At 68.4% G+C, this 12,345-nt stretch carries 11 protein-coding genes; 4 read left to right on the forward strand and 7 right to left on the reverse strand.

Translation table 11 applies throughout. The annotated features are described in order from the left end of the window. Positions 1-738 (forward strand): nucleoside triphosphate pyrophosphohydrolase, encoded by a 738-nt coding sequence (mazG, locus tag ACM608_RS09620; protein ID WP_419683009.1) that lies wholly within the window; start codon positions 1-3, stop codon positions 736-738. Positions 739-867: 129 nt separating this feature from the next. Here the strand turns inward: mazG and hflX are convergent, their stop codons facing one another. The 7 genes from hflX to dusB form a co-directional block, all read right to left on the reverse strand. Beyond that, positions 868-2,169, reverse strand: a complete 1,302-nt coding sequence (gene hflX, locus ACM608_RS09625) for a GTPase HflX (RefSeq protein ID WP_419685156.1) — start codon at positions 2,167-2,169, stop codon at positions 868-870. Next, positions 2,166-2,657, reverse strand: coding sequence for an RNA chaperone Hfq (gene hfq, locus ACM608_RS09630; RefSeq protein WP_419683010.1), 492 nt, complete (start codon positions 2,655-2,657; stop codon positions 2,166-2,168). Before hfq ends, hflX begins: the two co-directional genes overlap by 4 nt. A gap of 136 nt (positions 2,658-2,793) precedes the next feature. Beyond that, positions 2,794-4,176 (reverse strand): sigma-54-dependent transcriptional regulator, encoded by a 1,383-nt coding sequence (locus ACM608_RS09635; protein ID WP_419683011.1) that lies wholly within the window; start codon positions 4,174-4,176, stop codon positions 2,794-2,796. Between the two features lies 1 nt (position 4,177). Beyond that, positions 4,178-6,415, reverse strand: coding sequence for an ATP-binding protein (locus tag ACM608_RS09640; protein ID WP_419683012.1), 2,238 nt, complete (start codon positions 6,413-6,415; stop codon positions 4,178-4,180). Between the two features lie 97 nt (positions 6,416-6,512). Next, positions 6,513-7,955 (reverse strand): nitrogen regulation protein NR(I), encoded by a 1,443-nt coding sequence (ntrC, locus tag ACM608_RS09645; protein WP_419683013.1) that lies wholly within the window; start codon positions 7,953-7,955, stop codon positions 6,513-6,515. Further along, complete coding sequence (locus ACM608_RS09650; protein WP_419683014.1) at positions 7,952-9,058, reverse strand: two-component system sensor histidine kinase NtrB; 1,107 nt, start codon at positions 9,056-9,058, stop codon at positions 7,952-7,954. Before ACM608_RS09650 ends, ntrC begins: the two co-directional genes overlap by 4 nt. Then, positions 9,034-10,032 (reverse strand): tRNA dihydrouridine synthase DusB, encoded by a 999-nt coding sequence (gene dusB, locus ACM608_RS09655; RefSeq protein WP_419683015.1) that lies wholly within the window; start codon positions 10,030-10,032, stop codon positions 9,034-9,036. Before dusB ends, ACM608_RS09650 begins: the two co-directional genes overlap by 25 nt. Before the next feature lie 80 nt (positions 10,033-10,112). Here dusB and ACM608_RS09660 point away from each other — a divergent pair, with 80 nt between their 5' ends. The 3 genes from ACM608_RS09660 to ACM608_RS09670 are packed head-to-tail and all read left to right on the forward strand — an operon-like array spanning position 10,113 to position 12,273. Next, positions 10,113-11,249, forward strand: coding sequence for a bifunctional 2-C-methyl-D-erythritol 4-phosphate cytidylyltransferase/2-C-methyl-D-erythritol 2,4-cyclodiphosphate synthase (locus ACM608_RS09660; protein ID WP_419683016.1), 1,137 nt, complete (start codon positions 10,113-10,115; stop codon positions 11,247-11,249). Then, on the forward strand, positions 11,249-11,764 hold the full coding sequence (locus tag ACM608_RS09665) for a hypothetical protein (protein ID WP_419683017.1): 516 nt from the start codon (positions 11,249-11,251) through the stop codon (positions 11,762-11,764). The genes ACM608_RS09660 and ACM608_RS09665 overlap by 1 nt, the downstream gene beginning before the upstream one ends. After that, positions 11,761-12,273 carry a CinA family protein gene (locus tag ACM608_RS09670; protein WP_419683018.1) on the forward strand — a complete coding sequence of 171 codons (513 nt, stop codon included), beginning with the start codon at positions 11,761-11,763 and terminating at the stop codon, positions 12,271-12,273. The genes ACM608_RS09665 and ACM608_RS09670 overlap by 4 nt, the downstream gene beginning before the upstream one ends. Positions 12,274-12,345: the final 72 nt, after the last annotated feature.

Below are 12,345 nucleotides of genomic sequence, written 5' to 3' on the forward strand. Positions count from 1 at the left end.
ATGGGCGACGGGACGATCGATCGCCTGCTCGGCATCATGGCGCGCCTCCGCGATCCGGAGCGCGGCTGCCCCTGGGATGTCGAGCAGAGCTTCGCGACCATCGCCCCCTATACGATCGAGGAAGCCTATGAGGTGGCGGACGCCATCGCGCGCGGCGATATGGCAGACCTGAAGGGCGAACTCGGCGACCTTCAGCTGCAAGTCGTGTTCCACGCGCGGATGGCGGAGGAGATCGGCGCCTTCACCTTCGACGACGTGGTCAGCGCGATCAGCGACAAGATGGAGCGCCGCCATCCCCACGTCTTCGGCGACGGCGCGTCACCCGGCTGGGAAGAGATCAAGGCGCAGGAACGCGCGGACGGTGCCGACAGCAGTGCACTCGCCGGCGTCGCGGTGGCCTTGCCTGCACTGATGCGAGCGGAGAAGCTGCAGAAGCGGGCGGCGCGCGCCGGCTTCGACTGGCCCGACGCCTCGGGGCCGCTCGATAAGATCGCCGAGGAACTGGCCGAGGTCGCCGCCGCTGGAACCGACGCCGAGCGGAAGGAGGAGATCGGCGACCTGATCTTCGCCGTCGTCAACTACGCCCGCCATCTCGGCATCGACCCGGAGGAAGCGCTCCGCTGCGCCAACGAAAAGTTCGCCACCCGCTTCCGCGCGATGGAGGCGATGAGCGCCGACTTTCCACGCCTTTCGATGGACGAAAAGGAAGCGCTCTGGGTGCGGGCGAAGGGCAAATGATCCTTCCCCGCCAGGGGGAGGTGGCGCTGACAGGCGACGGAGGGGGAGGACAGGAAGGCCGGCGGCATCGCCGCCCGCCCCCTCCGTCAGGCTGCGCCTGCCACCTCCCCCTTGCGGGGGAGGATAGGTTCAATCTTCCTGCGCCAGGAAACGCGCCCAGTCGGCCTCACTCAGCCGCACGTCGATCTCGACGCTCTCACCCTCTTCGCGCGTCTCCAGCACCTCGCCATGCTGATGAAGCCAGGCGATGCGTCGGCCCTCGGTCGCATCCAGTTCCACGGTGCGCAGCCGCGCACCAACCACCAGCCGCTCCGAAATTGCACGGGAGAGGTCCTCAAGCCCAAGCCCCTCAAGCGCCGAGATCAGCACCACGTTCTCACGCCGCGCCGCCTCCGCCTCGGCATGGTCGCGGCCTTCGGCGTCCAGCGCATCGGCCTTGTTCCACGCTTCGATCACCGTCGCCTTGCCCTCGCCAATCGCGCCGATCTCGGTCAGCACCTGCTCGACATCCGCTGCCTGCGCGTCGCTGTCCGGGTGGGAGATGTCGCGGACATGGACGATCAGGTCGGCGGCCGTCACCTCTTCCAGCGTGGCGCGGAAGGCGGCGACCAGCTGCGTCGGCAGGTCGGAGACGAAGCCCACCGTGTCGGAGAGGATCGCCTTGTCGATGCCGGGTAGCTGGATCTGCCGCATCGTCGGGTCGAGCGTGGCGAACAGCAGGTCCTCGGCCATTACCGTCGCGCCGGTCATCCGGTTGAACAGCGTCGACTTGCCGGCATTGGTATAGCCGACCAGCGCGATCACCGGCCAGGGCGCGCGATGCCGGCGCGCGCGGTGGAGCGCCCGCGTCCGCGCGACCTGATCGAGTTCCCGCCGCAACCGTGCCATGCGGTCGCGGATCATCCGCCGGTCGGCCTCGATCTGCGTCTCGCCAGGGCCGCCGAGGAAGCCGAAGCCGCCGCGCTGCCGCTCAAGATGGGTCCAGGACCGCACGAGGCGGCCGGACTGGTAGTCGAGATGGGCCAGCTCGACCTGTAGTCGCCCCTCCGCCGTTGCCGCCCGCTCCCCGAAGATTTCGAGGATCAGGCCGGTGCGGTCGATGACCTTGGTCTCCAGCGCCTTTTCAAGGTTACGCTGCTGGATGGGCGTGACCGGCGCGTCGACCACGACCAGCTCCGCCTCGCACATCCGCGCGGTGGCGGCGAGCTGCTCGACCTGGCCCGATCCGATCAGGGTCGCGGCCTTGGGCTGGCGCACCTTGAAGGCGACCTTCTCCACGACATCCACGCCGATCGCCTCGGCAAGGCCCGCTGCTTCCTCCAGCCGCGCATCCGCCGAACGCTGGCCGTCGCCGCCGCGATCCGGCAGGACGACGATCGCCTTGGCGCCCCGGCTGAAGCTGTCGCCGTCTTCCCGTCCGAAGCCGCTCAGTCCTCTTCCCCCTCTTCGCCGGCATCCATCAGGTTGACCGGATGAGCCGGCTGCACGGTCGAGATCGCGTGCTTGTAGACGAGCTGGCTGAGGCCATCGCGGCGCAGCAGCATGCAGAACAGGTCGAAGGCGGCGATCTCGCCCTGCAGCATCACGCCGTTGACCAGGAACATCGTCACCGGCTCGCGCTCGCGCTTCACGGCGCTGAGGAACACCTCCTGCAGCATCACCGGCTTGCGCGTTTCCACGAACGCCGCCTCAATCTCGGACAGGTCGAGCGGATGCGCCGGCATGACCGTGGAGATAGCGTGCTTGTAGATCAGCTGCGCCTGCCCGTCACGACGAAGCAGGACGGAGAAGTTGTCGAACCAGGTGATGATGCCCTGCAGCTTGACGCCCTTCACAAGGAACATCGTGACGGGTGTCTTCGACTTGCGGAGCGCGTTGAGGAAGATGTCCTGAAGGTTGTTGACCTTGGAGTCGGCCATATCATGTCACCATTATTGGCGGATCGTCGTCCGCTTTGCGCCTTGCCGGCGTCGTGCCGCCCTCGCCCGCTCGGTGAGGATTGACAGCGCTTTTACCGCAACCTCCCTGTCGCGTCCATGAATTGCTGCACTGCGATCATTCGTCTTCCGGCCGCCCTTCCGCGATACCGAGCGTCTTCAATTTGCGATGGAGGGCGGAACGCTCCATGCCGATGAAGGTGGCGGTGCGGGAGATGTTGCCGGAGAAGCGCCTGATCTGGACTCGTAGATATTCGCGCTCGAACGTCTCCCGCGCCTCGCGCAATGGCGTGCCCATGATCGACCGCGCGGCCGCCCCCGGCTCCAGCCGCGCCTGATCGTTCATCAGCTCGGCCGGCAGCAGGTCCGCGTCGATGGTCTGCAGCCGGTCGCCGGGTGCCAGGATGATCGTCCGCTCGATCATGTTGCGCAGCTGGCGGACATTGCCTGGCCAGTCATAGGTCTGCAGCGCGACCATCGCCTCGGCCGAGACCTCCGGCGTCTGCACCCCCCGGTCGCTGGCGTAGCGGGCGACGAAGTGGTTCACGAGCGGCGGGATGTCCTCGCGCCGTTCGGCCAGCGAGGGGAGATGCACGGGCACGACGTTCAGCCGGTAATAGAGGTCTTCCCGGAACCGCCCCGCCTCGATCTCGCCGGGCAACGAACGTGCCGTGGCGGAGATCACCCGCACGTCAACCTTCACCATCCGCTGCCCGCCCACGCGGGTGAAGCTCTGCTCGGTCAGGACGCGCAGGATCTTGCCCTGCGCGGTCAGCGGCATGTCCGCGATCTCGTCGAGGAACAGCGTGCCGCCATGCGCCCGCTCAAGCAGGCCGGGGCGAACGGTCTCCCCCTCCTCGCTCCCGAACAGCTCCTCCTCCACCCGGTCGGGCGTCATCCGCGCGGCGGACACCACCACGAAGGGTGCGCGCGCCCGCGTGCTCCACTGGTGGAGCAGGCGGGCGGCGACCTCCTTGCCGACGCCGTTCGGGCCGGTAATCATCACCCGGCTGCCGGTCGGTGCCACCCGCTTCAGCGTCGCGCGGATCGCGTTCAGCGCGGAGGACGTGCCGGTCAGGTCCTCCTCCTGCCCGATCTGCGCCTTCAGGCTGGCATTCTCCTGCCGCAGCCGCTCGGTCTCGGTCGCGCGGGAGACGAGATGGATCAGCGCCTCGGTCTCGAATGGCTTTTCGATGAACTCAACCGCGCCGCGCCGGATCGCGGCCACGGCAGTGTCGATATTACCGTGGCCGGAAAAGACGATGACCGGGAGGGTCGCGTCGCGCCGCTTGACCTCCTCCAGAAGGTCGAGCCCGTCGAGCCGCGATCCCTGCAGCCAGACGTCCAGCAGCAGCAGCGACGGCCGCCGCTCGCTCAAGGCCGCAAGCGTCTCGTCGCTGTTCGCCGCCGTCCGCGTCGTATAGCCTTCGTCTTCGAGAACGCCGGCGACCAGCTCGCGAATGTCGCGCTCGTCGTCGACGATCAGCACCTCAAGCGCCATGTCAGCTCCTCACTCTCGCCAGCATCGCCGGCGTGTCTTCGTCTTCCTGTTCGTCGGCGATGCGCAGCCGTTCCAGCGCGGCACGATCGAAGGCCATGCGCACGATCGTCCCGCCCTCCGGCCGGTCGGCGAAGGTCAGCGTGCCGCAATGCTCCTCGACGATCTTGCGCACGATCGCGAGGCCTAGGCCGGTGCCCTTGGCCCGGGTCGTCATATACGGCTCGGTCAGCCGCTCGCGATCGGGCGGCAGGCCTATGCCGCTATCGGCGACCTCGATCACCAGCCGGCTCTCGGCATCGGACAGGTGCACCGTCACCGACTGCTCGCCCCCGCCCTTCTCCTCCACGGCCTCGACCGCGTTCTTGACGATGTTGGTCAGCGCCTGGCCGAGCTGACGGCGGTCGCAGATCATCGGCGGGATGCCCTCTTCCGCCTCGAAGCCGAAGGTGATGGCAGGATGCGCGACCTCGTGCAGGAACACCGTCTGGCGGGCGATGTCTGCCACCACCTCGGGTCGGAACACCGGCTTCGGCATCCGCGCGAAGGACGAGAACTCGTCCACCATGCGGCGCAGGTCGCCGACCTGTCGCACAATGGTCGATGTCAGCTGCTCGAAGATCGTGGGATCGCTCTGGATCTCCTTGCCGTAGCGGCGCTGGAGGCGTTCGGCGGCAAGCTGGATCGGCGTCAGCGGGTTCTTGATCTCATGGGCGATGCGCCGCGCGACGTCGGCCCAGGCGGCGCGACGCTGGTCGTTCAACTGCTGCGTGATGTCGTCGAAGGTGATGACATGCCCACCCGCCGTCTCGACGATCTTGGCGGCGAGAGTCCTGATCTCGCCCGCCACGGTGATCTGCACCACGGCATCGCGGGCGAGGCCATCGCCGATCAGCCCGTCGAGCTCGGGTGCGACGGCGGAGAGCGGCTCCCCCACCGGCGCCTGCGGCTCGGTGCCGAGGAAGGCCGCCGCCGACGAGTTCATCAGGCGCACGCGGCGGTCCTGATCCAACGAGATCACGCCGGCGCTGACGCCCGAAAGCACCGCCTCGGTCAGCGCGCGGCGGGTTTCGAGAAGCGTGTTGGCCGACATCAGCGCGCCAGTCTGCTCGGCGAGGCGGCGGGTCATGCGATTGAAGGCGGCGGCCAGCGTGCCGATCTCGTCGCGACTGGGCGGCGTCGAAACGCGCGCCGACAGGTCGCCCGCCGCGACCTTGCGCGCCGCCAGCGCCAACTCGCCCACCGGGCGCACCAGCCGGTCGGCCACCACCAAAGCGATCCAGATCGCCGCCGCGACGATCAGCAGCGACACGAGGATCAGCGCCGCGTTGAAGCGCAGCTGCAGCAGCCGTGTACGGTCGAGGATCGAATTGTAGTCGTTCAGCGCCGCCCGCGCCCGCGACACCTGCGCCAGCACCAGCGGATCGACCTGACGCGAGGCGTAGAGGTAAGCACGCGCCTGCGGGTCGAGCGCGATCACGCCTTCGACACGGTCGCGCGCCGTCGCGGTCTTCGCCGTACCGGCGGCGAGGTCGGCCAGCGCGCTGTTCGGCAGGCGCCGCTCCAACGGCCGCCGATCGAGATTGGCGCCGACAACGAGACGCCGCGCCCCGTCCTGGCCGATGGTGATGATCGCCGCTTCGGAGAGGTTGCGATACGCCACCTGCCGCGCGAAGGCGGCGCTAAACCGGGGATCGTCGACGCTGACGCTGATCAGGGCGTTGGCGACGTCCGTCCCCATCGCGACGATATCGGCGCTCAGCCGCTGCCGGTTCTCCTCGACATAGGCCTGCGCCACGCGATCCGAGTTGATGAGCACGGTGCGCGCGCGATCCGAGAACCAGAACTCGACGCCGTATTGGAACAGCAGCGAGGCGAAGATCACGACGAGCAGCGTCGGCACGCTGGCGATGACCGAGAAGGTCGCCACCAGCCGGACGCGGAGCCGCCCCGTCCCGCCGGCATCCCGCGCGCGCTTCACCGCGACCCGCCGCGCCACCAGCACCATCAGCGCCATCAGCGGCACGAGATTGGCGACAAGCAGCAGCGCGACGAGCGGCGGTGTCAGCAGCCGCTGCTGCCCACCCGTCCCCGCGACGATGAAATAGGTCGCTACGGACATGCCGACCGCGAGCAGCAAGGTGCCGATCTCGATCGCGGGCATCAGCCGAGTGCGTCCGGCGAGCAGGACGGCTGCACGACGGGTCTCGCGGACGGGACCGTATTCCTCGACCGAAGTCATCGTGGCGATGTTATCACAGAATTGTTGCGTTGAAAGCACAGGGCTGGACCGCGCGGTGAAGCGTGCCGCCGCTGCGTCGAGTGTAGATGCTTGTTCCTCAGCCGCGCCGTGTATCCGCGACGTCGACACCCCGCTCGGTCAACTTCTTCCGGAGCGTGTTGCGGTTGATGCCGAGGAGCTTGGCCGCACGCAGTTGGTTGCCGCGTACCGCCGCAAGCGTCACGCGCAGCAACGGCCGCTCCACCTCGCCGAGGATGCGATCGAACAGTCCGTCCGGGGGCAGCCGATCACCATGCTCCTCGAACTGGCGGAGAAGATGCGCCTCGATCATCTCGGAGAAAGTAAGGACCCGGCCTTCGGCGTCCGCGCCAGCCTCCTGCACACCGCCAAGCTGGTGTTCGACGATCGCCGCGCCGATCACCTCCTCGCGAGTCAGCACCGCTAGCCGCCGCATCAAATTCTCGAGCTCGCGAACATTGCCGGGCCAGGAGTAGCGCATCAGATGTTCGATCGCGGCCGGGTCCAGCGACTTGCGCGGCAGCCCGCTCTCCACCGCCCGGTCGAGGAAATGGCGCGCGAGGTCGCCGATGTCGTGCCCGCGCTGGCGGAGCGCCGGAATGCGGATCGGCACGACATTCAGCCGGTAATAGAGGTCTTCGCGGAACGCCTTCTCCGCGATGAGCGCGGGCAGGTCCTTGTGCGTGGCAGCGATGATGCGAACATCGGCCTGGATCGACCGCGCCCCGCCAACGGTGGTGAACTCACCAGCCTGCAGAACGCGCAGCAGCCGGGTCTGCGCCTCCAGCGGCATGTCGCCGATTTCGTCGAGGAACAGGGTGCCGCCCTGGGCCTGCTCGAACCGCCCGGCGGTCCGCGCCTGCGCGCCGGTGAACGCGCCGCGTTCATGGCCGAACAGCTCGGATTCGATCAGCTCGCGGGGGATGGCGGCCATGTTGATGGCGACGAAGGGCTTGTCGCGCCGGGGCCCGAGATCGTGGACGGCGCGGGCAACGAGCTCCTTGCCAGTCCCGGATTCTCCGAGAATCAGCACGGTGAGGTCGTTGCCCACCACCCGCGCGATCGTGCGGTACACCTCCTGCATCGGCGGGGAGCGACCGATCAGCGGAAGATCGTCCTCGACGCGCGATGGCGTCGTGTCCGTGGCCGCCCGTCCCCGGCGAAGCGCGGCATCAACCGCCCGCGCCAGTTCCTCAAGGTCAAACGGCTTCGGCAGATATTCGAACGCGCCCTGCTCGGTCGCGCGCACCGCCGTCGCCAGCGTGTTCTGCGCGGACAAAACGATCACGGGCAGGCCGGGGCAGGCGCTGATCAGCTCTGGCACGGTGTCCAACCCGTTGCCGTCGGGCAGCACCACGTCGGTGATCAGCACGTCCGGCATACCTACCGCCATCGCGCGCTTGCGCTCGGCCAGCGAACCGGCTGTCTCCACGAGGTGCCCACGCCGGCGCAGCGCCTCCCGCACCACGGTGCGGATCGCGGCATCGTCATCGACCACGAGGATACGTCCGGCCGCTGTCATTTCTTTCCCCCAACTCTCGGCAACAACACGCGGAACACCGTGCGCGGCGGCCGCCCTTCGCGCGCGTATTCGACCATGCCACCCTGATCAGTCATCAGCTTGTCGACAAGGGCGAGACCCAGCCCACCGCCCGACCGCTTGGTGGTGACGAACGGGTCGAACATGTGCTGCGCCAGATCGGCCGGCGCGCCCGGCCCCTCGTCGATCACGCAGACCTCGATCGGCAGCACGCGGCGATCGCGGCTCCCCTTCGCCAGCGCAACGCCGTGGCGATAGGCGGTGGTAAGCGTGACGACGCCGCCCGCCTCCCCCATCGCCTCGACCGCATTCTTGATGAGGTTGAGGAACACCTGGATCAGCGAATCGCGGTGGCCGAGCACCGCCGGCAGCGATGGGTCGTAAAGCTCGCGGATCACGACATCCCGCGCAAAGCCCCGGCTGGCGACGTCGCGGACATGGCCCAGGATGGCGTGGATGTTCTGCGGCTCGACGGTAACCGGTCGCGTATCGGTGAACCCCTCCATCCGGTCGATCAGCGCGGCGATGCGATCCACCTCGTCGCGGATCAGCCGGGTCAGATCGGCGGAGTCGGCGTCGGCCGTCGCCTCCAGCAGCTGCGCCGCCCCGCGGATGCCGGAAAGCGGGTTCTTGATCTCATGCGCCAGCATCGCGGCGGCACCCACCGCGCTCTTCATCCCGCCCTCCCGCTCCAATCGGCGCGAAGCGAGGTGCGACGGCGCGCGGCCGTGGATGGTCACGGCGCGCCAGCCCGGCCGGTCCGGCAAGGGCGCCACCATCACATCGGCCTGCTTCTCGCGCCCGTCCGGCAGGCTGATGTCGAGATCATAGGCCGTGAACGGCGCGTCATTGGAAACGGCGTCCAGCGGATGCCCGATCACCTCGGCGATGCTCCGGCCGATCACCGCGCTCCGCCCAAGGTTGAGCAGCGACTCCGCCGCGACATTGGCATCTGTCACAAGGCCAACCGCGTCGATCACCAGCACCGGCGTCGGCAGCGCGAACAGCACCTCCGCGGGTGCCACCACGCTCGCGCGCGCGGCCGCCCTGCCGAAGCGGATCAGGCCGCTGCCCGGGAGAGCCAAGGTGCGAAGAATTCGGCGAGCGCGCGGCGGACCTCGTCCGGATCGGTGTAGCGCATCACGCTGTTCCGGAAATCGGCCGATCCGGGCAGGCCCTTGGTGTACCAGCCGAGATGCTTGCGCGCCATGCTGACGCCCGTGAACTCGCCATAATGCTCAAGCATCATGTCATAATGCTCGGTAATCAGGGCATAAAGCTGATCGGTCGAGGGATCCTCGCCCGGCGCCTTGCCCTGGAAGTGGCGCATGACCTGTGCGAGCAGCCACGGCCGGCCATAGGCACCGCGCCCGATCATCACCCCGTCCGCGCCCGATTGCGCGAGCGCAGTCTCGGCATCCTCGATCGAGCAGATGTCCCCGTTGACGATCACCGGCACCGACACCGCCGCCTTCACCTTGGCGATGAACGCCCAGTCGGCCGATCCCTTGTACATCTGGTTGCGGGTGCGGCCGTGAACGGTGATCATCCGGACGCCGAGATCCTCAGCAATGCGGGCGAGTTCGGGCGCGTTTAGGCTGACGTGATCCCAGCCCATCCGCATCTTCAACGTGACGGGCACCTTCACCGCCCCGACCGTCGCCTTGATGAGCGCCGCGGCGTGGACGAGGTCGCGCATCAGCGCCGAGCCCGCATCGCCGTTCGTCACCTTGCGCACGGGGCAGCCCATGTTGATGTCGATGATCGCCGCCCCGCGATCCTCGCTCAGCTTCGCCGCCTCGGCCATCTCGGCGGGGGTGCAGCCGACCAGCTGCATCGACACCGGGTCCTCGATCGGGTCCCATGCCGCCTTCTGCAGCGACTGGCGCGTCTCGCGGATCGCGGCGGCGCTCGCCACCATCTCGGTGACGTTCAGGCCGGAGCCATAGCGGCGGACGATGCGGCGGAACGGCAGGTCGGTGACGCCGGTCATCGGCGCCAGGATCACCGGCGTGTCGATCCGCACCGGGCCGATCTGGATGGGGGCGAGCATGGTCATGGATTTTGCCTGAAAAACAGGCATCTCCGTACAGCCAATCGCTCTGGCGGGCAAGGCGAGGCTCGGCTAAGCGCCGGGACATGCTCTGCCACGCCATCCTGGTCGCCGCCGGCTCGGGCAGCCGCGCGGGCGGCAGCGTTCCCAAGCAATATGTCGAGATCGGCGGAAAGTCCGTGCTCGCTCGCGCCTACGATGCCCTTCGCGCCCATCCGGCGGTCGGGGAGATCGTCGTCGCGATCGGCAAGGGGCAGGAGGAACTGGCCGCGCGCGCACTCGGTGCGGACAGGCCAGCGCGGATCGTCGAGGGTGGCGCAACGAGGCGGGAGTCAGTCGCGGCGGGAATGGCAGCACTGCCGGATGGCGACGTCGTCCTCGTCCACGATGCCGCGCGCCCCTTCCTCCCCGCCTCGGTGTTCGACCGGCTCCTGAGCGCTCTGGCCCAGGCGGACGGCGCGGTCCCGGTCCTGCCCGTCGCCGACACGCTCGTCACGGCCGGAGACGCGCTCGGCGAAGTGGTCGATCGCGACGGCCTGCGTCGGGTGCAAACCCCGCAGGGGTTCCGCCTCGCCGTCCTCCGCGCCGCGCATGAGGGCTGGACCGGGCCGGAGCCGACCGACGATGCGCAGATGGCCCGTGCCGCCGGCTTCAACGTCTTCACCATCGCCGGCGACCCGCGCCTCGACAAGATCACAGCACCCGCCGATTTCGCGCTTGCGGAGGGACGTTTGAACAGGATCACCCGCACCGGCCTCGGCTACGACGTCCACGCCTTCGCGGAGGGCGACCATGTCTGGATGGGCGGCGTGAAGGTCCCGCACAGCCACAGCCTCGCCGGCCATTCCGATGCCGACGTGGCACTCCACGCCCTCACCGACGCCCTGCTCGGCGCGATCGGCGACGGCGATATCGGCGCGCATTTCCCGCCCAGCGATCCGCAGTGGAAGGGTGCGTCCTCCGACCGCTTCCTCATCCACGCCCGTGATCTGGTGCGCCGATCGGGCGGGCGGATCGATCATGTCGATGTCACGATCATCTGCGAGGCACCCAAGGTGCGCCCACATGCCGATGCGATGCGTTCCCGGATCGGAGAATTGCTGGAGCTGCCGTTGAATCGCGTGAGCATCAAGGCGACGACGACCGAGGGCTTGGGCTTCACCGGCCGTCGCGAGGGCATCGCCGCGCAGGCGATCGCCACCGTCAGCAGTTGGGAGGAATGATGATCCGCAACGCCGCCACTTCGCTCGCTCTCGCCGCCCTGTTCGTCGCACAGGCGGCGTCCGCCGCGACTTCCACCGCGCCCTGCCTCGACCGGAAGCAGGCAGAGGATCTGGTGACCTTCTCCCTCCCCGTGCTTGTGGATGGCGTGGCGGAGCGGTGCCGCGCTACCCTGTCCACCTCCGCCTTCCTGCTGCGCGGCGATCCGGGCGCGCGCTATGCGGCGGACGCCGACGCCGCATGGCCTGCCGCGCAAGGCACGCTGACCCGCCTCTTCGGCAACATCACCAGCGGCTTCCTGACCGAGGAGATTCAGCGCACCGTTCTCGAACAGGCGGTCACCGCCGCGCTCGTCAGCAAGGTCGCGGTCAAGGATTGCGCAACGATCGATCGCGCGCTCACCGCGCTCGCCCCGCTCCCCGGCCGCAACGTCGCGCAAACCGTGGTGATCGCCTACGACCTGTTCAGCCGTTCCCGCGACGATCTCCCGTTCAAGCTCTGCGAAGTCGCCCAATGAGCGCGGTGCCGGAAAGCCTGCTCGCCGCCGCGCAGAAGGTGCTGGAGGTGAACCGCGCCGCCGGCCTGCACGTCGCGGTGGCGGAAAGCTGCACGGGCGGCCTCGTCTCCGCGTCGCTCACCGAACTCGCCGGATCGTCCGACGTGTTCGACGCCGGCTTCGTTACCTATTCGAACGAGGCGAAGCAGGCGATGCTGGGCGTCGCCAGCGACGTGATCGAGACCTTCGGCGCGGTGTCGATCGCCACCGCCTGGGCGATGGCGCGCGGCGCGCTGGAGCGATCGGGTGCCGACATCGCCGTGTCGATCACCGGTATCGCCGGGCCGGGCGGCGGATCGCCCAAGAAGCCGGTCGGAACAGTCGTCTTCGCCCGCGCGATCAAGGGCGGAGACCCTAAGGACATCCATGCGGACCTAAAGGAGTTCGGCGACCTCGGCCGCGAAGGTATTCGCGTCGCCGCCGCGCTCTGCGCGCTGGAGCTTCTGTTGCCGAAAGACAGCGACGAATAATCCGTTCGTGCTGAGCGAAGTCGAAGCACGGGTTACGAGCGTTGCCCTGTGTTACCCGTCCTTCGACTTCGC

This window comes from Sphingomonas sp. ID0503, from assembly GCF_048565625.1.
GTDB lineage: Bacteria > Pseudomonadota > Alphaproteobacteria > Sphingomonadales > Sphingomonadaceae > JBLZUR01.